Annotated in this window: 15 protein-coding genes and 1 tRNA gene; all 16 read right to left on the reverse strand. The window is 71.4% G+C overall.

The features are described from left to right. Positions 1 to 32 precede the first annotated feature (32 nt). A tRNA-Leu gene (locus AB0H82_RS15595) sits at positions 33 to 120 on the reverse strand. 219 nt (positions 121 to 339) lie between these two features. Next, the gene (locus AB0H82_RS15600) at positions 340 to 1,389 is read right to left on the reverse strand and encodes a sugar phosphate isomerase/epimerase (protein ID WP_362992840.1); all 1,050 of its coding nucleotides are present in this window, start codon (positions 1,387 to 1,389) and stop codon (positions 340 to 342) included. Positions 1,390 to 1,537: 148 nt separating this feature from the next. Next, a complete protein-coding gene (locus AB0H82_RS15605) occupies positions 1,538 to 2,914 on the reverse strand; it encodes a nucleotide pyrophosphatase/phosphodiesterase family protein (RefSeq protein WP_362992842.1) in 1,377 nt (458 codons plus the stop codon). After that, complete coding sequence (eboE, locus tag AB0H82_RS15610; RefSeq protein WP_362992844.1) at positions 2,911 to 4,080, reverse strand: metabolite traffic protein EboE; 1,170 nt, start codon at positions 4,078 to 4,080, stop codon at positions 2,911 to 2,913. Before eboE ends, AB0H82_RS15605 begins: the two co-directional genes overlap by 4 nt. A 3-nt stretch (positions 4,081 to 4,083) precedes the next feature. Beyond that, a complete protein-coding gene (locus AB0H82_RS15615; RefSeq protein ID WP_362992846.1) occupies positions 4,084 to 4,935 on the reverse strand; it encodes a TatD family hydrolase in 852 nt (283 codons plus the stop codon). A gap of 8 nt (positions 4,936 to 4,943) precedes the next feature. After that, positions 4,944 to 5,627, reverse strand: coding sequence for an EboA domain-containing protein (locus AB0H82_RS15620; RefSeq protein WP_362992848.1), 684 nt, complete (start codon positions 5,625 to 5,627; stop codon positions 4,944 to 4,946). Then, positions 5,624 to 6,565, reverse strand: coding sequence for a sugar phosphate isomerase/epimerase family protein (locus AB0H82_RS15625; RefSeq protein ID WP_362992850.1), 942 nt, complete (start codon positions 6,563 to 6,565; stop codon positions 5,624 to 5,626). The genes AB0H82_RS15620 and AB0H82_RS15625 overlap by 4 nt, the downstream gene beginning before the upstream one ends. Then, positions 6,562 to 7,824 (reverse strand): SCO3242 family prenyltransferase, encoded by a 1,263-nt coding sequence (locus AB0H82_RS15630; RefSeq protein WP_362992852.1) that lies wholly within the window; start codon positions 7,822 to 7,824, stop codon positions 6,562 to 6,564. Before AB0H82_RS15630 ends, AB0H82_RS15625 begins: the two co-directional genes overlap by 4 nt. A gap of 181 nt (positions 7,825 to 8,005) precedes the next feature. Next, positions 8,006 to 9,178 carry an inositol-3-phosphate synthase gene (locus AB0H82_RS15635; protein ID WP_362992854.1) on the reverse strand — a complete coding sequence of 391 codons (1,173 nt, stop codon included), beginning with the start codon at positions 9,176 to 9,178 and terminating at the stop codon, positions 8,006 to 8,008. Between the two features lie 159 nt (positions 9,179 to 9,337). Further along, complete coding sequence (locus tag AB0H82_RS15640) at positions 9,338 to 10,744, reverse strand: ThuA domain-containing protein (RefSeq protein WP_362992856.1); 1,407 nt, start codon at positions 10,742 to 10,744, stop codon at positions 9,338 to 9,340. A 16-nt stretch (positions 10,745 to 10,760) separates the two neighbouring features. Beyond that, positions 10,761 to 13,235 (reverse strand): PQQ-dependent sugar dehydrogenase, encoded by a 2,475-nt coding sequence (locus tag AB0H82_RS15645; RefSeq protein ID WP_362992858.1) that lies wholly within the window; start codon positions 13,233 to 13,235, stop codon positions 10,761 to 10,763. 190 nt (positions 13,236 to 13,425) lie between these two features. Further along, positions 13,426 to 14,430, reverse strand: coding sequence for a sugar phosphate isomerase/epimerase family protein (locus AB0H82_RS15650; RefSeq protein ID WP_362992860.1), 1,005 nt, complete (start codon positions 14,428 to 14,430; stop codon positions 13,426 to 13,428). 12 nt (positions 14,431 to 14,442) lie between these two features. Next, positions 14,443 to 15,666 (reverse strand): Gfo/Idh/MocA family oxidoreductase, encoded by a 1,224-nt coding sequence (locus tag AB0H82_RS15655; RefSeq protein ID WP_362992862.1) that lies wholly within the window; start codon positions 15,664 to 15,666, stop codon positions 14,443 to 14,445. A gap of 48 nt (positions 15,667 to 15,714) precedes the next feature. Then, positions 15,715 to 16,755: a substrate-binding domain-containing protein gene (locus AB0H82_RS15660; protein WP_362992864.1), complete on the reverse strand. Its 1,041-nt coding sequence runs from the start codon at positions 16,753 to 16,755 to the stop codon at positions 15,715 to 15,717. A gap of 16 nt (positions 16,756 to 16,771) precedes the next feature. Continuing rightward, positions 16,772 to 17,791 (reverse strand): ABC transporter permease, encoded by a 1,020-nt coding sequence (locus AB0H82_RS15665; protein ID WP_362992866.1) that lies wholly within the window; start codon positions 17,789 to 17,791, stop codon positions 16,772 to 16,774. Continuing rightward, positions 17,788 to 19,305 carry a sugar ABC transporter ATP-binding protein gene (locus AB0H82_RS15670; RefSeq protein WP_362992868.1) on the reverse strand — a complete coding sequence of 506 codons (1,518 nt, stop codon included), beginning with the start codon at positions 19,303 to 19,305 and terminating at the stop codon, positions 17,788 to 17,790. Before AB0H82_RS15670 ends, AB0H82_RS15665 begins: the two co-directional genes overlap by 4 nt. Positions 19,306 to 19,422: the final 117 nt, after the last annotated feature.

Below are 19,422 nucleotides of genomic sequence, written 5' to 3' on the forward strand. Positions count from 1 at the left end.
CCACGGTTCACGAAGAACCGTGGGGATCTGATTGGTGTCCGAGGGGGGACTTGAACCCCCACGCCCGATAAAGGGCACTAGCACCTCAAGCTAGCGCGTCTGCCATTCCGCCACCCGGACCAGGTGTCTGCCGCCCTGCGGGGTGTTCCCCGCGGCGACATGGACAACAATACCAAGGTTTCGGAGTGCCTTTCACCTGCGTATCCGTCCGCCGACCGCGTTATGCACGGTGACCCGCACCACCCGACCCAGGCTCTCACTAAAAGTGATGGATGGATTACTTACAGAAAGGGGCCCTCCCGCCCGACGGCGGGAGGGCCCCTCCAGGCTGGCGTGCGGTCAGTCGCCGCAGCGGCCGGTGCGCAGCGAGTGCAGGTGCTCGCTGGACTTGCGCGCGAAGGCGTAGGACTCGGCCGGGTTGTCGTGCTCGGTCTGCCAGTGGTGGTAGCGCTTCCCGTGGTGGGTGCGCCCGGTCACCTTGGACAGGAACTTCTTGTAGTCGATGTCGCCGTCGCCGACGTCCGTCATGCGGTAGCCGTCGCGCGTGGTCTCGTCGCGGATGCCGTCCTTGACGTGGAACAACGGGTATCGGTGGGGCTGCTTGAGTACGTAGTCGAGCGGGTCGAAGGGTGCGGGGGTGCCGTCGGGCCGCTTGCCGAACCGGAACTGGGCGCTGTAGGCCCAGTAGATGTCCATCTCCAGGTACACGAAGTCGGGGTCGGTCTCGGCGAGCAGCACGTCGTAGAGCCTGACCTTCGGCTTGTCGGTGGCGAAGGAGAACTCCTCGGCGTGGTTGTGCTGGTAGAACTTCATGCCGCGCTTGCGGGCCGCTTCGCCGTACGTGTTGAAGTCCTCCGCCGCACGCTTCCAGGCGTCGACGGTGGTGCCGTAGCGGAAGGGCCCCGACGCGGTGCCGATGTGTTTCAGGCCGAGGGCCTCGGCGTCGTCGAGGACCTTGGTGAGGTTCTGCGCGAACGTGTACGCGTTGGGGTTGTTGTCGGCGTAGTAGCCGACGTGTGATCCGATGGGGTGCAGGCCGTGGTCCCGTGCCAGCGCCTTCAGCTGGGCGAGTGTGATGGCGCCTGCCGAACCCTGGGTGTAGCCGGCGAATTCGATCTCGTCGTAGCCGTACTTCTCCAGCTCCGCGAAGACGGGGGCGAAGCCGAGGGTGGAGACCTTGTCGCGGAGGCTGTAGAGCTGAATGCCGAGCCGGCCGGGCGGCAGGACGGGGCGCCCGCGGCCCTTCCCTGAGGTGGCTGAGGCGGTCGGGGCGGCCGCGCCGACGAGGGCCGCGGCGGTCGCACCGGCGGCCACACCGAGCACGCCGCGTCGGCTGAGTCTGCGGGCGAGCTCGGGGTCGGGATCGGTGGAGGATGGCTTGCGGATCATGCGGTTCTCCTCGGCTGGATCAGGGTCGCGTCAGGGATGGGTTCGAAGAACGGATCGGGGATCACTGAGGGTCGGACCCCGATGGCAGGGTCCGAGCCTTCTGGTTCAGTGGAGATCGAGCAGATTCAGCGGCGCGGGCAGGCGGTCGTCACCGCAGGCCCGCGAGGTCGAGCAGAAGCGATTTCACATCGGTGGCCGCGACGCGGCCGCTGACGGCGCGGGGGGTGGAGCACAGAATGAGCGGACTTTCGTCCTCGCTTGTGGGGAGGCGGCCATGGCTGCCGCGAATAGGTGACGGGTCCAGGGGCACGACCGCCATGCGGTAGCGCATGCCGAGCTTCTTGCGGGCCAGCGCGCCCGCGGCCTTGACGCGGACGTACGGGTCCTCGGGGTCCATGAAGAGCTCGACGGGGTCGTAGCCGGGTTTGCGGTGGATCTCGACGAGCTGCGCGAAGTCGGGCGCGCGAGCGTCGTCGAGCCAGTAGTAGTACGTGAACCAGGCATCCGGCTCCGCGACGGCGACGAGTTCGCCGGAGCGCGGGTGGTCCAGGTGGTGTGCCTTCTTGCCCTCGTCGTCGAGGAGCTGCTCGATGCCGGGCACGTCCTTGAGGGCGGCGCGCGTGGCGTCGAGGTCTTCCGGGCGGCGGACGTAGACGTGGGCGATCTGGTGGTCGGCGACGGCGAAGGCGCGGGACGCCATCGGGTCGAGGTACTCCATGCCCTCCTGGGTGTGCACTTCCAGCAGGCCCGCGCGGCGCAGTGTCCGGTTGATGTCGACGGGCCGGCTCACCCGGGTGATGCCGTATTCGGAGAGTGCGACGACGGTCCGGCCCTCCGCTTTCGCGTCGTCCAGGAGCGGGGCGAGGGTCGCGTCCAGGTCGGCGGCCGCCTGGAGGGAGCGCGGGTCGTCGGGGCCGAAGCGCTGCAGGTCGTAGTCGAGGTGAGGGAGGTAGCACAGGGCCAGGTCGGGGTGGCGGGTGTCGATGATGTGCCGGGTGGCGGCCACGATCCAGCGGCTGGACACGATGTCCGCGCCGGGCCCCCAGAAGTGGAAGAGGGGGAACGTGCCGAGTTTCCCGGTGAGTTCGTCGTGGAGGTCCGGGGGCCGGGTGTAGCAGTCGGGTTCTTTGCGGCCGTCGGCGTAGTAGACGGGTCGGGGGGTGATGGTGAAGTCGGTGTCGGCGCCCATGGCGTACCACCAGCAGATGTTGGCGACGGTGTAGCCGGGGTGCGCGCGGCGGGCGGCGTCCCACAGTTTGTCCCCGGCGACGAGCCCGTTGTGCTGACGCCAGAGGAGGACGTCGCCGAGCTCCCGGAAGTACCAGCCGTTTCCGACGATGCCGTGCTCGGCGGGGGTGGTGCCGGTGAGGAAGGTGGACTGGGCGGCGCAGGTGACGGCGGGCAGGACGGTGCCGAGTGGCGCCCGGGACCCGGACTGGCCGAGCGTTTTGAGGCGGGGCATGTGGTCGAGGAGGCGCGGGGTGAGGCCGACGACGTCAAGAACCAGCAAGGGGGTCGGGGTCATGGGAGTTCCTTGAGGCCGAGGTCGGTCAGGAGGTCGCGGGCGAGGGCGAGTTCGGCGGCGATGCCCTCGGCGAGCTGCGGGCGGCCGCGCGGGCGCAGTGCGGGCGGGAGGGCCTGCCAGGTGTACGTCTCGACTTCGAGGTGGCGGGTGAGGGGGACGGGTCCGCCGACGAGCCGGGTCAGGACGTCCTGGAGCACGGGGAGCGTGGAGGTGAGCGGCGGGGCGGGAGCGGCGTGCAGGGGGACGTGGAAGTGGGCGCGCCAGGGCGCCGTGTCGGGCAGGGCGTCCGTGGTGAGGGCTTCGCCGAGGTCGTCGGTGCCGCGCAGCCCGGCGCGGGTCAGGGTGCGGGTCTGGTGGAGGAAGCGGGGTTCGTCGAAGGCGGCGAGTGCCTCGCGTACGCCGGGAAGGTGGGGGTGTTCGGCATGGAGTGCGGCGGACAGCTGCGACTTGACGACGGGGATGCCCGCGGCGGCGAGCGCGTCGAGGGCGTCACCCGGGGCCTCGAAGGAGGTGGCGAGGTGGCAGGTGTCGACGCAGACACCGATGCGGTCGTGGCCGACGGCGGTGAGCGGGGCGATGGCGTCGGCGGTGGTTTCGACGGTGCAGCCGGGTTCCGGTTCGAGGCCGATGCGGATGGAGCGGCCGGTCAGCTCGGCGAGGGCGTCGAGGCGCTGCGCGAGCGCGGTGAGGGCGGTGCGGGCGGCCTCGGCACGGAGGTCGTCGAAGGGTGTGCGCCAGGCGAGGGGAAGGGTGGAGATGGTGCCTTCGGTGACGTCGTCGGGGAGCAGGGCGGCGAGCAGCCGGGCAAGGTCGGTGGTGTGGGTGAGGCGCTCCGGGTCGGTCCAGTCCGGCTTGTACACGCGGTACTTGACCTGTTCGGCGCCGAAGCCCTCATAGGGGAAGCCGTTGAGCGTGACGACTTCGAGGCCGCGCCGGTCGAGTTCGGTACGCAGGCCGCGCAGTGCGGCAGGGTCGGTGACGAGGGCGCGGGCGGCGTCCTTGGCGAGCCACAGGCCGATGCCGATGCGGTCCCTGCCGAGCCGTTTGCGCACGGGCTCGCAGTGGTCACGGAGCTGGGCGAGCACACCGTCGAGGGTCTCGGCGGGGTGGACGTTCGTGCAGTAGGCGAGGTGGACGGTGGAGCCGTCGGGATGCCGGAAGCGCATGGCTCACGCCCCGCCGCGCAGGATGGAGTTCCCCTCGTGGGTCGTCGCGTCCGGTTCCCGCACGTCGAGCCGGAGCCGGCCGCTGAGGCCGTAGAAGGCCACGGGGTTGCGCCACAGCACGAGGTCGACGTCGTCCTCGCCGAACCCGGTGGCCAGCATGGCGTCGGCGACCTTGCGGGTCTTGAGGGGGTCGCTCTTTCCCCAGTCGGCGGCGGAGTTGACCAACACCCGGTCGGGTCCGAAGTCCCGCAGGATGGCGACCATCCGTTCCTCGTCCATCTTGGTGTCGGGATAGACGGAGAAGCCCAGCCAGCAGCCGCTGTCCTTGGCCTCCTTGACGGTGGTCTCGTTGAGGTGGTCGATCAGGACGCGGTCCATGGGCAGGGCGGACTCGCGGACGGCATCGATGGTGCGGCGCAGGCCCGCGAGCTTGTCGCGGTGCGGGGTGTGCACGAGAGCGGGCAGCTCGTGGTCGGCGGCGAGCTGCAGCTGGGTGGCGAGCGCGGTGTCCTCGGCCGGCGTCATGGAGTCGTAGCCGATCTCGCCGACGGCGACGACGTTGTCCTTGACGAGATAGCGGGGCAGTTCGTCGAGGACGGGGGTGCAGCGGGGGTCGTTCGCCTCCTTGGGGTTGAGGGCGATCGTGCAGTGATGGGCGATGCCGTACTGGGCCGCGCGGAAGGGTTCCCAGCCGAGGAGGGAGTCGAAGTAGTCGAAGAAGGAGGCGGGCGAGGTTCGGGGCTGACCGAGCCAGAAGGCGGGTTCCACGACCGCGCGGATGCCTGCGGCGTACATCGCCTGGTAGTCGTCGGTGGTCCGGGACGTCATGTGGATGTGGGGATCGAAGATACGCATCAGGACTCCTACTCCTCGCCGGACGGCGGGCCCGCGAGGCCCGTGGGGGCCGAGGGCGGCTCGGGGGACTCTGGGGAGGTCAGACGCAGGGCGCGGTGCAGGTCACCGGGGACGGCGCGGCCGGCCGCCGTCCGCTCACCCGCGTAGTCGCCGAGCATGCGGGCGAGCTCGCCGTCCCCGCGGGCACGCCTCGGCAGATCGGCGACGGCGTCCACGGGGACCCCGGTGAACAGGCACTTGAGGACGGCGTGGCGCCAGTCGTGCGGGGCGAGGTGTGTGGCGGCGTAGGAGCCGACGGCCGCGGCGACGAGTCTCGTGTCGTTGGTGCGGAGGGCGTCCTCGACCAGGGGCAGTGCTTCGGGGCCGGGCACCAGGTGGGGCAGGGCCAGGAGGACGGCACGGCGTTCGTCGGCGGTGCCGTGGGCATAGACGCGGGCGAGGGTGGCCGGGGTCGCGTTCGCGGCGTGCAGCAGCAGGATGCGGGCCGCGTCGGCGTGGTCGGGGCCGCAGCGCCGTCCGGCCTCGGCGAACCGCAGCTCCCAAGTGGCGAGGGGCCCGCGCTTCTCCTGCTCCGGTCGTCCCCCGTGGGCGGCGGCCTCGGCGGTGGCCTGGTCGAGCCAGGCGCGGGCGGCTCCGCCGAGTTCGGCTTCGAGGCGGGTTCGGAGGGCGGCGATCCCGGGGGGCTCGGTCACGGGGTACCTCCTTCGACGAGGGCGGGAGCGGGGGTGGCAGCGGAGGTCACCGGGGTGGCGGAGGTGGCCCGGTGCAGGAAGTCGATGGAGCGGGCGGCGAGGTCGGGGCCCGCGTGGGAGTGGCGGGGCAGTTCGACGACGGTCAGCCCTCGGTAGCCGACGGCTGCCAGTGCTTCGAGGACGGGCGGGAAGTCGATCTCGCCGTCTCCGAAGGGCAGGTGTTCGTGGACTCCGCGGCGCATGTCCTCGATCTGGACGTGTCGCAGCCAGGGGGCGGCGGCCCGTACGCAGTCCGCGGGAGGGAGTGGTTCGAGGCACTGGCAATGGCCTATGTCGAGGGTGAGGCCGAGCAGCCCGGGGTCGGGGTCGTCGAGTTCGTGGCGCAGGCGGTGGAAGTCGGCGAGGGAGGAGAGGAGGTGACCTGGTTCGGGTTCGACGGCGAGCGGGACACCGAGGCGGGACGCGGCGTCGAGTACGGGGCCGAGTGCGTCGGCGAGGCGCTGCCACGCGGTGTCGTCCGAGGTGCCCGCCGGGGTGAGGCCGCTGAAGCAGTGCACGGCGTGGGCGCCCAGGTCGGCGGCGACCTGGACGGCGCAGATGAGGAGGCGGACCCGTTCGGTGCGCCGTTCCGGGTCGGGATCGAGGAGGGAGGGGCCGTGCTTGTGGCGCGGGTCGAGGACATAGCGGGCGCCCGTTTCGACGGTGGCGGTCAGACCGAGGTGATCGAGCCTGCGCGCCACCTGTCGGGTGCGGGCGGCGAGATCGGGGGCGAGGGGGTCGAGGTGCATGTGGTCGAGGGTCAGACCGACACCCGCGTAGCCGAGGTCGGCGAGGAGGCCGAGGGCGTCGTCGAGGCGGAGATCGGTGAGACCGTTGGTGCCGTAGCCGAAGCGGAGACCGTCGGCGGAGTGGGGGTGGCGTGGGGGCGTACCCGTCATGTGACGCTCACCTTCCGTGCGAACTTGCGGGCGGCCGGGGCGAGGGCCGCGGTCAGCAGGGCGGTGCCCGCGGCGCCGGCTCGGGCGGCCAGGGCGGCCTGCAGCGGGATCATGGCGCGGACCCCGCCGCCGACGGCCCGCTGTGTGAGGGGAGGTGACGGGTTGAGAGCAGCATGGAAGAGGGGCTTGGCGGCGGTCCCGATGTAGGCGAGGGCGAGCGCGCCACGGAGGGCCTGGCGGCCGGTGCGGAGGCTGGCGCCGACGTCTCGCCGGTCCGGGAAGCCTCCCTGACCGGGACGGAAGCCGCTCGGGCCGGGACGGGAGCCGCTCGGGCCGAGACGGAATCCGCTCCGCCCGAGCCGGAGACCACTTCGCCCGCTCCGAAGGCCGCAGGCGCCCTCACCGTCACGTGGACCACTCAGAAGGCCGTAGCCGCCCTCACGGTCATGCGGACCGCTCCGAAGGCCGCCCTCACCGTCACGTGGACCACTCAGAAAGCCGCCTTCCCCGTCACGTGGACCACTCCGACCGCCCCAGAAGGCGTCCCGCACCCCGCTCCGGTGGCCGTCCCGACGGCTCCCACTGCCAGGTCTACCCCCGCTCCCGGGCCCGCCCCGGCTGCCGAAGCCACTGCCCACCAGCCCTGCCAGCGCAGCCGTCGCCGCCAGGGCGGCCAAGGGGGCGGTCGAGGAGCCGCCCTGGGCCTCGTGGCGGGAGACCACGGTGACGGCGAGGGTGTGGGCGGCGAGGACTCCGGCGGAAGGGGCGGCGGCCTTGGCGATCGAGCCGTGGCCGGGGCCCGCGGTGGCGGTCGCGCCGAGGAGCAGGTCGAGGCCGCGGGCGGCGGCCATGGCTGCCGGCCCCGCGGGCGTGTGCTTCAGGCCGAGGTCGTAGGCCCACACCGTGCCGGCCAGGGCGCTCGCCGTCGTGAGGGAGGGGCGGCCCGCGCGGGAGGCGAGGGCCAGGCCGGTGGCGGTGAGGGCGGTCGCGGCGGCGAGGGCCGCGGGCGGAGTGATGCGGCCGGACGGAAGAGGGCGTTCGGGGCGCTCGATGGCGTCGTCTGCGCGGTCCGCCCAGTCGTTGAGGGCCATGCCGGCCTCGTAGAGACAGAGAGAGGAACCGATGGCAAGGAGGGTGCGGTGGTTGGGGCGCAGAGTGGTCGTCGCCGCGCCGGCGAGGGCGTCGCCGGGGACGGTGAACAGGGCGGGCAGCCGAAGGAGTTCGGCCCAGGCGCGGGCGGCGCCGTGTGCGGCGGTCATGCGGCCTCACCGCAATCGAGCGCCCCGAATGTCGACAGGGCGAGCGGTGCCTTGCGCCTGGCTGTCGGCGCGGGGCCTTCGCGCCGGGCAGCGGCGTCCGGCACGATGGGCTCCCCGCGTCGCTTTCGGGGGTGCGCGCCCTGCGTTCGAGGGTGCGGTCGTCGTGTGGTGCGTCGAGGGCTCATCGGCTCCCCTCCCCCAGCCGTGCCGCGAAGCCCAGGAGGGATGTGTACTGGTCGCCCAGGGCGGCGGGGGCGCCGGGGTCCGGATCCTTGAAGTAGAAGGCGAGGGCGGGGAGGGGGCCGGAGAGGCCGCGTTCGTGGGCGCGGGACGTGAGGCGGGCGAGGTCCAGGATCAGGGGGGCGGCGAGGGCCGAGTCGCAGCCCTGCCAGGTGGTCTGGAGGACCATGCGGGTGCCGAGGAAGCCGTCGAAGGCGATGTGGTCCCAGGCCGTCTTCCAGTCGCCGAGGGACGGCACGTCGTCGATGTGGACCTCGCCTTCGGGGGTGGTGCCCAGGGTGTCGGCGAGGACGCGTTCCTTGCCCGTGTTCTTCGCGGCCGCGGCCGCGGGGTCGGCCAGGGCGGCGCCGTCCCCGCCGCCCAGGAGGTTGGTGCCCGACCAGGCGCGCACGGCGAGTGCCCGCTGCGCGAACATCGGGCCGAGTACGGAGCGGAGGAGGGTCTGGCCGGTCTTGCCGTCCCGGCCGGCGTACGGGAGGCCGGAGGTGCGTGCCGCCTCGGTGAGGCGGGGGTGGTGCAGGCCGGTGGAGGGGGTGAAGTTGACGTAGGGGCAGCCGGCCCGGAGGGCGGCTGCCGCGTAGAGGGAGCTGGCGGGCAGCCGTTCGTCGCCGTCCGCGGGGCGGGGTTCGGTGGAGGCGACGTTCACGACCACCGCGCGGGCCAGTCCGCGGCGGCGTACGAAGTCGCGGAGGTCGGCGGTGAAGGCGTCGATGAGTTCCTCGTCGCCGCGGGAGTCGCCGGGCTGGGGTCCGCCGGGGCGGATCTCGGCGTCGGCGGCGGCGAGTTCGGCGCGCACCGCGGAGGGGAGGCTGTGCGGCAGGACGCCGCCCGCGGCGAGTTCTTCGGCGCGTTTGGGCAGGGGGCAGCTCGTGGTGTCGTGGCCGCCGAAGACGAGCGACGACAACGTTGGCAGTCCGCGGTCCAGGAAGGGCGGGGTTTCGGTCACCATGCCGGTGGGCGCGTGCAGTCCGGCGGCCACCGCCGCGCAGCCGGCGACGGCCGTGGTCGCGACCGAGCCGCGTGCCCCGATCAGCCATACGCCGGTGGGTCCGACGGGCGACGTCCCGAGGGGGGAAGTAGAGGGCGTGGATGTAGAGGTCGCGGATGTGGACACGGCTGCCTCCTGCCATGGCTCAAGAGCTCGGGACTCGACTCGACTCGTCTCGACTCGACTCGTCTCGACTCGGGAGCCCGATACGGGATACCGGGTTCGACGAACGGAGCGCGGTGCGAGACGGCGGGCGGAGGTCCGGCGTCCTCCGCCCGCCGCCGTCTAGCGGCCCGCTGCCGGGTGGCGGTCCGTTTGCGGGCCGTTCGGTGCGGGTGTCCCTGCGCGGCGGGCCGGCAGGTCCTTCACCCGGATGTTCCGGAAGGAGACCTCGTCGGCGTCGCCGTGGTTCTGGATGCCGATGTGGCCTTGGCGCAGGCTGCGCGCCGGGTCGGTGTTGGTGAAGTCGTTGATCTTGACTCCGTTGAGGTAGACGCGAAGGCGTTCGCCCTCGACGCGGATCTCGTAGGTGTTCCACTCCCCCGGCCGGTTCAGGGCCCTGTCGCGCTTCTTCAGGTCGGCGGACCGGAAGCCGTAGACGGAGCCGGTGGTCTTCGCCGGGATGTCGGTGGCGTCGATCTGGATCTCGTAGCCGTTGTTCACGGCCGACCAGGGGTCGTCGGAGCGCGGGAAGCCCACGAAGATCCCGGAGTTGTCGTCGCCGCGCATGCGCCAGTCGAGCTTGAGGGAGTACGAGCCGAGTTCCCGCCGGTCGTACCAGAGCATGCCCATGCCGCCGACGGTGGTGAGCGTTCCGTCGTCCTCGTCCAGTGCGAACGATCCCGGGCCTGCCTGCTTCCAGCCCTCCAGCGAGGCCGCCGTTCCGTCGAAGAGCGGGGTGTAGCCCTTCTCGGCCCTGCAGTCCGCCCGGGCCGCGCCGACGGCCCAGCGGATGCCGCCCAACAGGTGTTGGCGAAAGGCCGGTTCGGCGTAGGACTCCTTGGTGTGGCCGCCGCCGGTGTAGAAGGAGCGCCCGCCTTGGTAGTCGCTCTGGCACCAGGCGATCGGGTGGTCGCCCGCCATCGTGCCGCCCGTGTACGACGTCTCGTCGAGCGAGGCGAGGACATGGGCCTTGTCCCGGGGGTTGGCGCGGTAGTTGTACCACTCGTCGGTGCGGTCCCAGCTCCCGGTGCCCAGGTGGGAGGTCGCCGGGTGCGCGTGGTCCTCGACGTGCACCTTCGCGGGCTGGATCGCGGGGTGCGACTGGAAGTAGGCGCCCGCGAGCCCGCCGTAGAAGGGCCAGTCGTACTCGGTGTCGGCCGCGGCGTGCACGCCGACGTAGGCGCCACCACCGCGGATGTACCGCTCGAAGGCCCCCTGCTGCGTGGTGTTCAGGACGTCACCGGTGGTCGACAGCCAGATCACGGCGTCGTACTTGGCCAGGTTGGCGGCCGTGAAGGAGCCCGCGTCCTCGGTCGCGTCGACGGCGAAGCCGTGGGCGGCGCCGAGTTCCTTGACCGTCGCGATGCCGGTGGGGATGGAGTCGTGCCGGAAGCCCGCGGTCTTGGAGAAGACCAGGACCCGTTCGCCCGCCCGGTCCGGTTCGGGTTCGGAGGCCGCGGGGCCCGAGACACACCCGATGAGGAGTGCGGCGGCCGCGGTCGCGGTGATGAGCCGTGCGCGTCTGCGCATGGTGCTCGCCCCTTCCTCAGCCGGAGCTGGAGCTGGTGGTGAAGGTGAAGTCGTCCACGTCGTAGAGCGAGCCGGTTCCCTTGCCCTTGAAGACCAGGTAGAGCGTGGTGGTCTTCGTCGGCGGCTTGCTGATCACCGTGCTGACGTCGGCGTACTTCTCCCAGCCTCCGGTCGGTGTGACCTTCGCGGCGCCGAGCAGCCTGCCGCCGGCCGATCCGCTGCGCACCTCCAGGGTGCCGCCGGCACCGGCCGATGCGACGCGTGCGGTCAGCTTGGTGGCGTTGCCGAGGATGTAGGGCTTGAAGGAGATCCAGTCGCCGTTGTGGATGTGGCCGACGGTCTTGCCGCCGTGCGCCGGGGTGTGGTTGACGACGGAGACGCCCTTGGAGTCGTTGTAGTGCTCGCCCTGGCGGTGCTTGGGCTGGACCACGTTCTGGTCGTGGGTGGTCAGCGCGGGCTGGCCGTTCGCACCCTTGTCGGTGTACTCGGCGTCGAAGACCCCGAAGATGTTGGCGTTCGGGTCGTGCTCGCCGTCCGCCGACGTCTGGATGGTGCCCTCGCAGCCGTTGGCCGAGGTGACCGGGTGGCCGTGGCTGTCGTGGCCGAGGATGTGGGTGACCTTGACCTTGGCGCAGTCGACCGGGCCGTCCTCCGGGTCGGTCACCTTCACCTTGAAGGGCACCTTGTCGCCGAAGGTGAAGAGCTGTCCGTCACCGGGGAGTTCCAGGGTGACCTTGGGCGCGGTGTTGCCGACGGTGATGTGCGCGCTGGCCGAACCGGTGCGTCCGGTGGAGTCCTTGACGGTCACGGTCGCCGTGTAGACACCGTTCTTCTTGTACGTGTACGTGGGGTTCTGCTGCGTCGACTTGCCGCCGTCGCCGAAGTCCCACGCGTAGGTGAGCGTGCCGCCGTCGGCGTCCGTGGCCTTGGCGGTGAACTTCGTGCGCAGCGGGGCCTGGCCGCTGGTCACCGACGCGCTCGCCTCGACGACCGGGGAGTGGCCGTCCGTGGCGTTCTCGATGCGGTAGAGGCCGGAGTTCTCGTCGCCGCCGAACCAGGCGGTGCCGTAGTCGAGGACGTAGAGGGCGCCGTCGGGTCCGAACTCCATGTCCATCACCTGGGTGCCCGTCCAGGGGAAGGGGTTGATGGACCGCACGGTGCCGTCCGCGTCGTGCTCGATGCGCTTGATCCAGCGTCGGCCGAACTCTCCGGCGAAGTAGTCGCCGTCGTACGCCTCGGGGAACTTCACGGGCGAGGTGTTCGCCGCGTCGTAGCGGTAGACGGGGCCGCCCATCGGGGATTCGGAGCCGGTGCCGAACTCGGGGACGGAGCCGCCGTCGTAGGGGATCCAGGCCTCCTGCGCGGGCGGCAGCTCGGTGAGGCCGGTGTTGTGCCGCGATTCGTTCTTGGGGGCCGCGCAGTCGAAGGTGGCGCCGGAGGTGCCGGTGGCGAAGTCGTAGTCGACGTAGGGCTGGTTCTTGCCGGCGCAGAAGGGCCAGCCGAAGTTGCCCGGCTTGGTGACGCGGGCGAACTCGACCTGTCCCGCCGGGCCGCGCTTGGGGTCGGCCGCGCCGGCGTCGGGTCCGTAGTCACCGACGTAGACGATGCCGGTCGGCTTGTCGACACTCATGCGGAAGGGGTTGCGGAAGCCCATCGCGTAGATCTCGGGGCGGGTCTTCTCGGTGCCCTTGGCGAAGAGGTTGCCGTCGGGGACCGTGTAGCTGCCGTCGGCGGCGACCTTGATGCGCAGGATCTTGCCGCGCAGGTCGTTGGTGTTGCCGGCGCTGCGCCGGGCGTCGAAGGCGGGGTTGCGGTTCGGCCGCTCGTCGATGGGGGTGAAGCCGTCGGAGGCGAAGGGGTTGGAGTCGTCGCCCGTCGACAGGTAGAGGTTGCCCTCCTTGTCGAAGTCGATGTCGCCGCCGACGTGACAGCAGGTGCCGCGGCTCGCGGGGACGTCGAGGACCTTCTTCTCGCTGGCGTTGTCCAGGGTGCCGTCGGCCTTGAGGACGAAGCGGGAGAGGCGGTTCACGCCGTCGAACTTCTTGAAGTCCTCGGCCGTGCCGTTCTCCGGGGCGTCGCCCGCGGGGGTGTCCAGCGGCGGCGCGTAGTAGAGGTAGATCGCGCGGTTCTCGCTGAACTTCGGGTCTATGGCGACGCCCTGCAAGCCTTCTTCGTCGTGGGTGTAGACCGGTATCTTTCCGGCGATCCTGGTGTTGCCCGCCGCGTCGGTGAGGCGGAGCGTGCCGTCGCGGGAGGTGTGCAGGACCGAGCGGTCGGGGAGCACGGAGAGCGTCATCGGCTCGCCCGTCTCGGGCTCGCCCTTGGCGAGGGTGACCTGCTGGAAGTCCTCGGCGGTGGGGGCGGCGGTCGCGGGCGGGTCCGCCGGGGCGGCGCCGGCCTGCGGTGCGGTGAGGGTGAGGGTGGCGCCGGTGAGTACGGCGCCGGTGAGCAGGGCGAGTGTGCTGCGCAGTCTCGGGCGTTTCCTGTGCACGGTGTTCCTCCGGAGGGGGACGGTCGTACGGGGTGTGTGCGCCGTGCGCCGGGGTGCGCCGTCACCCCGGACCATTCATGTCCTGTACACCTCAGGGACGGTAGCCAGGTTTGTCCCGGGCGGAAAGCCCTTGTGCGGGACGGAAGTTGAACTTTTTCCTGTCAATGGACAAACCTGATTCGGGTCCGGACTAGTCGGAGCCGCCGAACGCCGCGTCGAAGGACGCAGTCGGCGCCTCGAAGTCGTACGCCTTCAAGCGCGTCAGCGCCTCCGGCGCGCCCTGGAGCCGGTCCATGCCCGCGTCCTCCCACTCCACGGAGATCGGCCCGTCGTACGCGATGGAGCGCAGCATCCGGAAGACGTCCTCCCAGGGCACGTCCCCGTGGCCGGCCGACACGAAGTCCCAGCCGCGTCGCGGGTCGCCCCATGGGAGGTGCGAGCCGAGGCGGCCGTTGCGGCCGTCCAGGCGGCGCCGGGCCTCCTTGCAGTCGACGTGGTAGATGCGGTCCCGGAAGTCGTAGAGGAAGCCGACCGGGTCGAGGTCCTGCCACACGAAGTGCGAGGGGTCGAAGTTCAGGCCGAACGCGGGCCGGTGGCCGACGGCTTCGAGCGCCTTGTGCGTGGTCCAGTAGTCGTACGCGATCTCCGACGGGTGCACCTCGTGGGCGAACCGCACGCCCTGCGCGTCGAAGACGTCCAGGATCGGGTTCCAGCGCTCGGCGAAGTCCTCGTAGCCCCGCTCGATCATCGACTCGGGGGCCGGCGGGAACATCGCGACCAGGTGCCAGATCGACGAGCCGGTGAAGCCGACGACCGTGTCGACACCGAAGGCGGCGGCCGCCCGCGCGGTGTCCTTGATCTCGGCGGCGGCCCGCTGCCGCACCCCCTCCGCCTCCCCGTCGCCCCAGATGCGGGCCGGCAGGATCGCCTGATGCCGCTCGTCGATGATCGCGTCGCAGACGGCCTGTCCGACGAGGTGGTTGGAGATCGCCCAGCACTTGAGCCCGTACTTGTCGAGCAGCGCGTGCCGCCCGTCCAGGTAGGACGGGTCGGCGAGCGCCTTGTCGACCTCGAAGTGGTCGCCCCAGCAGGCGAGTTCGAGACCGTCGTAGCCGAAGTCGCGGGCGTACCCGCAGACCTCTTCGAGCGGCAGGTCGGCCCACTGGCCGGTGAAGAGCGTGAACCTACGGGGCATGGCGGGGCCTCCTCAGGCGGGGATCAGCGTGTACACGGAGTTCTTCGCCGCGCTCTCCTCCACCGCGGCGAGCACCCGCTGCACGGACAGGCCGTCGGCGAAGGAGGGCTCGGGCCGCGCCCCGGTGGCGATGGCGTGCAGCAGGTCGCGGGCCTGGTGCACGAAGGTGTGTTCGTAGCCGAGGCCGTGGCCGGGCGGCCACCACGCCTCCAGGTACGGGTGCTCGGGCTCGGTCACGAGGATGCGGCGGAAGCCGGACGACGCGGCGGGCTCCGTGTGGTCGTGGAACGACAGCTCGTTCAGGCGCTCCAGGTCGAACGCCAACGACCCGGCGGAGCCGTTGAGTTCGAGCCGCAGCGCGTTCTTGCGGCCTGCGGCGAAGCGCGTCGCCTCGAAGGAGGCGAGGGCGCCGGACGGGAACCGCCCGGTGAAGACGGCCGCGTCGTCGACCGTGACCGCCCCGAGCCGGCTGCCGCCCGCCGCCGTGAGCCCGCTGGACGCCCCCTCCAGGACGGGGCGTTCGCGTACGAAGGTCTCGGTGAGCGCCGACACCCCGGCCACCGGCTCCCCCACCAGGTACTGCGCGAGGTCCACGATGTGCGCCCCCAGGTCGCCGAGCGCCCCGGAGCCCGCGCGGTCCTTGCGCAGCCGCCAGGTGAGCGGGAAGTCCGCGTCGACTAGCCAGTCCTGAAGGTACGTCAGGCGCACGTGGCGCAGCACGCCGAGCCGTCCTTCCACGACCATCCGACGGGCGAGCGCGAGGGCGGGCACCCGGCGGTAGTTGAAGCCGACCATGGCCACCTGCCCGCGTGCGCGGGCCCGTTCGGCGGCCTCGGCCATCGCCTCGGCCTCCTCCACGGTGTTCGCGAGCGGCTTCTCGCACAGCACGTGCTTGCCCGCCTCCAGGGCGGCGACGGCGATCTCCGCATGGCTGTCGCCCGGGGTGCAGATGTCGACGATGTCGACGTCGTCGCGGGCGATCAGGGCGCGCCAGTCGGTCTCGGCGGCGGCCCAGCCGAGCCGGTCGGCGGCGGCGCGCACGGCGCCGCCGTCGCGGCCGCAGACGGCCGAGAGCACCGGCCGCACCGGCAGGTCGAAGGCTCGCCCCACGGTGCGCCAGCCCTGTGAGTGGGCGGCGCCCATGAAGGCGTAGCCGACCATGCCCACTCCCAGTGGCCGCTTGCCGGCATCTGCTCCCAGTGGCCGCTTCCCGGCCTCGGGGTCCGTCTCACGCATGCGGTAATCCTCCTCGTCGACGCTCGGTGGGGGGTGCGGGAGCGCGCATCACTTGAAGCCGGTGGACATGTACTGGCCGACGTTCTCCTTGTCGACGACGGCCGAATAGCAAGTGACGAAGGACGGGATCTCGAACTCCGCCATGCCGCTGACGCCCTTGCCCTGCCCGAGGGCGCGCGCCAGGTCGATCGCGGACGCGGCCATCGTCGGCGGGTAGAGGACGGTGGCCTTCAGGACGCTGTCGTCCGCCTCGATGGCCTGCATCGCGGAGAGCGCGCCCGCGCCGCCCACCATCAGGAAGTCGTCGCGGCCCGCCTGCTTGATGGCGCGCAGGGCGCCCACGCCCTGGTCGTCGTCGTGGTTCCACAGGGCGTCGAAGTTCTTCTGGGCCTGGAGGAGTTGGGACATCTTCGCCTGTCCGGACTCGACGGTGAAGTCGGCGGCCTGGCGGGCGACCTTCTTGATGTTCGGGTAGTTCTTGAGTGCGTCGTCGAACCCTTTGCTGCGCTGCTTGGTGAGTTCGAGGTTGTCGATGCCCGCCAGCTCGATGACGCGGGCGTTCTTCTTGTCCTTGAGCTGCTCGCCGATGTAGTGCCCGGCGCTGAGGCCCATGCCGTAGTTGTCGCCGCCGATCCAGCAGCGGTAGGCCTGCGGCGAGGCGAAGACGCGGTCGAGGTTGACGACGGGGATGCCCGCCTTCATGGCCTTCAGGCCGACCTGGGTGAGGGCCTTGCCGTCGGCGGGCAGGACGACGAGGACGTCGACCTTCTTGTTGATCAGCGTCTCGACCTGGCCGATCTGGGCCGCGGTGTCGTTCGACCCCTCGGTGGCCTCCAGCGTGACGTCCGAGTACTTCTCGGCCCGCTTCTTGGCGTTGTCGTTGATGGCGTTGAGCCAGCCGTGGTCGGCCTGGGGGCCCGCGAAGCCGATGGTGACCTTCTTGCCCGGCTTGTCGTCGGCGACCTGCTGTGCCGTGTCCTCGGACCCCTCGTCCTTGGACTCGTTGCTGGTGCACCCGGTGACCAGGGCTCCGGTGGACAGGGCGGCGGCTCCGAAGAGGAGCCCTCTGCGGCTCGTGTGGGATGGCATGGGTGAACCCCTCAGCTCAAGTAGTGGTGGCCGTACGTCGTTGGACGAGCACCGCGGCGACGATGATCGCGCCCTTGGCGATCTGCTGGGTCGCGGTCTCCAGGTTGTTGAGCGCGAAGATGTTGGTGATCGTGGTGAAGATCAGTACGCCGAGCACGGAGCCGGTGATCGTGCCGCGCCCGCCGCTGAGCAGGGTGCCGCCGATGATCACCGCCGCGATGGCGTCGAGTTCGTACAGGTTGCCGTTGGTGTTCTGGCCCGAGCCGGAGAGGATGATCAGCAGGAAGGCCGCGATGCCGCAGCACAGGCCGGAGAGCAGATACAGATAGAGCCGCTGCCTGCGGACGTCGATGCCGGCAAGGCGGGCCGCTTCCGCGTTGCCGCCGACCGCGAGCGAGCGCCGCCCGAAGGTCGTGCGGTTCAGGAGCAGCCAGCCGACGGCGGTGACGGCGGCGAAGACCAGGACCAGCGGCGGGATGCCGAGGATGTACGACTCGCGAAGGCCGAGGTCCAGCACCCCGTCCACGGTGACCATCTGGGTCTTGCCGTCGGTGATCTGCAGGGCGAGGCCGCGGCCCGCCGCCAGCATGGCGAGGGTGGCGATGAACGGCACGATCCCGCCGTACGCGATGAGCAGGCCGTTCACCAGGCCGCACCCCATGCCGACGACCACGGCGGTGAAGAGGATGCCCGCGAAGCCGTACTCCTGGGTGGCGACCGTCGTCGCCCACACCGAGGCGAGCGCGACGATCGCGCCGACGGAGAGGTCGATGCCACCGGAGATGATCACGAAGGTCATGCCGACGGTGACGACGCCGATGACGGAGGCCTGGGTGAGGATCAGCTGGACGTTGTCGGTGTCGAGGAACGAGTCGGGCTGGGTGATGCCGCCGATCACGATCAGCGTGGCGAGCACGCCGAGCAGCGACAGGGTCCGCACGTCGGCGCGGGCCAGCGTGGCGCGCCACGGGCTTCCGCCGTCGGCGGGGGCGCTCTTGCGGGTGGCGGCCTCGGCCGCCGGGGCTGGCTGGGTCATGCCGCCGGGCTCCCTTCAAGGACGAGGTCGAGTACGCGGTGTTCATCGAGGTCACGGGCGGGTGCGGTGTGGACGACGCGGCCCTCGCGGAGGACCAGCACGCGGTCGGCGAGGCCGAGCACCTCGGGCACCTCGCTGGAGACGAGGAGCACGGCGAGGCCCTCGTCGGCGAGCCGGCGGATCACCGCGTACAGCTCGGCGCGGGCTCCGACGTCGACGCCGCGGGTCGGTTCGTCGAGCAGCAGGACGCGGCAGCCGCGCAGCAGCCAGCGGGCCAGGACGGCCTTCTGCTGGTTGCCGCCGGACAGGGTGCGCACGGGGGCTGCGGGGTCGTCGGGGCGCAGCGAAAGCTCGCGCGTCGCGGCGCGCGCGGCCTCGCGTTCGGCACCGCGGTCGAGCCAGCCGCCGTGCGAGAAGCGGGACATGGTCGACACCGATACGTTGCGGGTGACGGACTCCAGCATGAGGAGGGCCTGCGCCTTGCGTTCCTCGGGGGCGAGTCCGAGCCCCGCGCGGACGGCGGCCCGCACGCTGCCCGCCTTCAACTCCTGACCGCCGACGACCACTTGGCCGGTGGTGGGCTTGCGGGCGCCGTAGATCGTCTCCAGGATCTCGGAGCGGCCGGAGCCGACGAGTCCGGCGAGGCCCACGATCTCGCCGGGGCGCAGATCGAGGTCGAGGGGCTCGAACTCGCCTCGCCGGGAGAGGCCGCGTACGGTCAACACCGGTGGCGTGGCGGGCGGTTCGGCGGGCCGGTCCGGGAAGACGTACTCGACGTTGCGGCCCGTCATCAGCGCCACGACGTCCCTGGTCGGGGTGGATTCCGCGGGCAGGCCGCCCGCGACGGCGCGCCCGTCCTTGAGGACGGTGACACGGTCGCCGATGCGGCGGATCTCCTCCAGGCGGTGGGAGATGTAGACGACGGCGACGCCCTCGGCCGTGAGGTCGCCGACGATGCGGAAGAGGTTGTCGACCTCGTCGGGGTCGAGGGCGGCGGACGGCTCGTCCATGACGATGAGGCGCACCTCGTGGGAGAGTGCGCGGGCCATCGAGACGATCTGCTGCTGCGCGGCGGAGAGGTCTCCGACGAGGCGTCCCGGATCGATCTCCGAATGTCCAAGTCGCTTGAGCAGGGCGGCGGTCGAGGCCTTGGCCTCCCGTCCGCGCACCACGAAACCGGCGGTTGTCGGCTCGTGCCCGAGGTGGACGTTCTCCGCGACGGAGAGGCCTTCGACCAGGTCGAGTTCCTGGTAGATGGTGGCGATGCCGAGCCGCATGGCGGCGATCGGCGAGCGGAGCGTGATGCGCTCGCCGCGCCAGGTGATCTCGCCGCCGTCGGGCTGGTGGGCGCCCGCGAGGACCTTGATGAGGGTGGACTTCCCGGCGCCGTTCTGGCCCAGGAGGCAGTGCACTTCCCCGGCCTGGACCTGGAGGTCGACGCCGTCGAGGGCGCGGACCCCGGGGAAGGACTTGGTGATGCCGGACATGGTGAGCAGGGGTGGTTCTGATGCCATGACGGTTCCCCTCGGCGGCGGCCGCAGCAGGGCAGGACGGATTCAGGGCAGGGCGGAACAGGGCGGGGCGAAACGGGGCAGGGTCGGGCGCTGTGCCGGACGAGGTGGCGCTACGTT

Source organism: Streptomyces sp. NPDC050732, from assembly GCF_040654255.1.
Lineage (GTDB): Bacteria > Actinomycetota > Actinomycetes > Streptomycetales > Streptomycetaceae > Streptomyces.

Excerpts from the sequence above, each read along its gene's own strand:
- AB0H82_RS15600 (WP_362992840.1), bottom strand. The coding sequence starts at position 1,389 with ATGATCCGCAAGCCATCCTCCACCGATCCCGACCCCGAGCTCGCCCGC.
- AB0H82_RS15605 (WP_362992842.1), bottom strand. The coding sequence starts at position 2,914 with ATGACCCCGACCCCCTTGCTGGTTCTTGACGTCGTCGGCCTCACCCCG.
- eboE (WP_362992844.1), bottom strand. The coding sequence starts at position 4,080 with ATGCGCTTCCGGCATCCCGACGGCTCCACCGTCCACCTCGCCTACTGC.
- AB0H82_RS15615 (WP_362992846.1), bottom strand. The coding sequence starts at position 4,935 with ATGCGTATCTTCGATCCCCACATCCACATGACGTCCCGGACCACCGAC.
- AB0H82_RS15625 (WP_362992850.1), bottom strand. The coding sequence starts at position 6,565 with ATGACGGGTACGCCCCCACGCCACCCCCACTCCGCCGACGGTCTCCGC.
- AB0H82_RS15630 (WP_362992852.1), bottom strand. The coding sequence starts at position 7,824 with ATGACCGCCGCACACGGCGCCGCCCGCGCCTGGGCCGAACTCCTTCGG.
- AB0H82_RS15640 (WP_362992856.1), bottom strand. The coding sequence starts at position 10,744 with ATGCGCAGACGCGCACGGCTCATCACCGCGACCGCGGCCGCCGCACTC.
- AB0H82_RS15650 (WP_362992860.1), bottom strand. The coding sequence starts at position 14,430 with ATGCCCCGTAGGTTCACGCTCTTCACCGGCCAGTGGGCCGACCTGCCG.
- AB0H82_RS15655 (WP_362992862.1), bottom strand. The coding sequence starts at position 15,666 with ATGCGTGAGACGGACCCCGAGGCCGGGAAGCGGCCACTGGGAGCAGAT.
- AB0H82_RS15660 (WP_362992864.1), bottom strand. The coding sequence starts at position 16,755 with ATGCCATCCCACACGAGCCGCAGAGGGCTCCTCTTCGGAGCCGCCGCC.
- AB0H82_RS15665 (WP_362992866.1), bottom strand. The coding sequence starts at position 17,791 with ATGACCCAGCCAGCCCCGGCGGCCGAGGCCGCCACCCGCAAGAGCGCC.
- AB0H82_RS15670 (WP_362992868.1), bottom strand. The coding sequence starts at position 19,305 with ATGGCATCAGAACCACCCCTGCTCACCATGTCCGGCATCACCAAGTCC.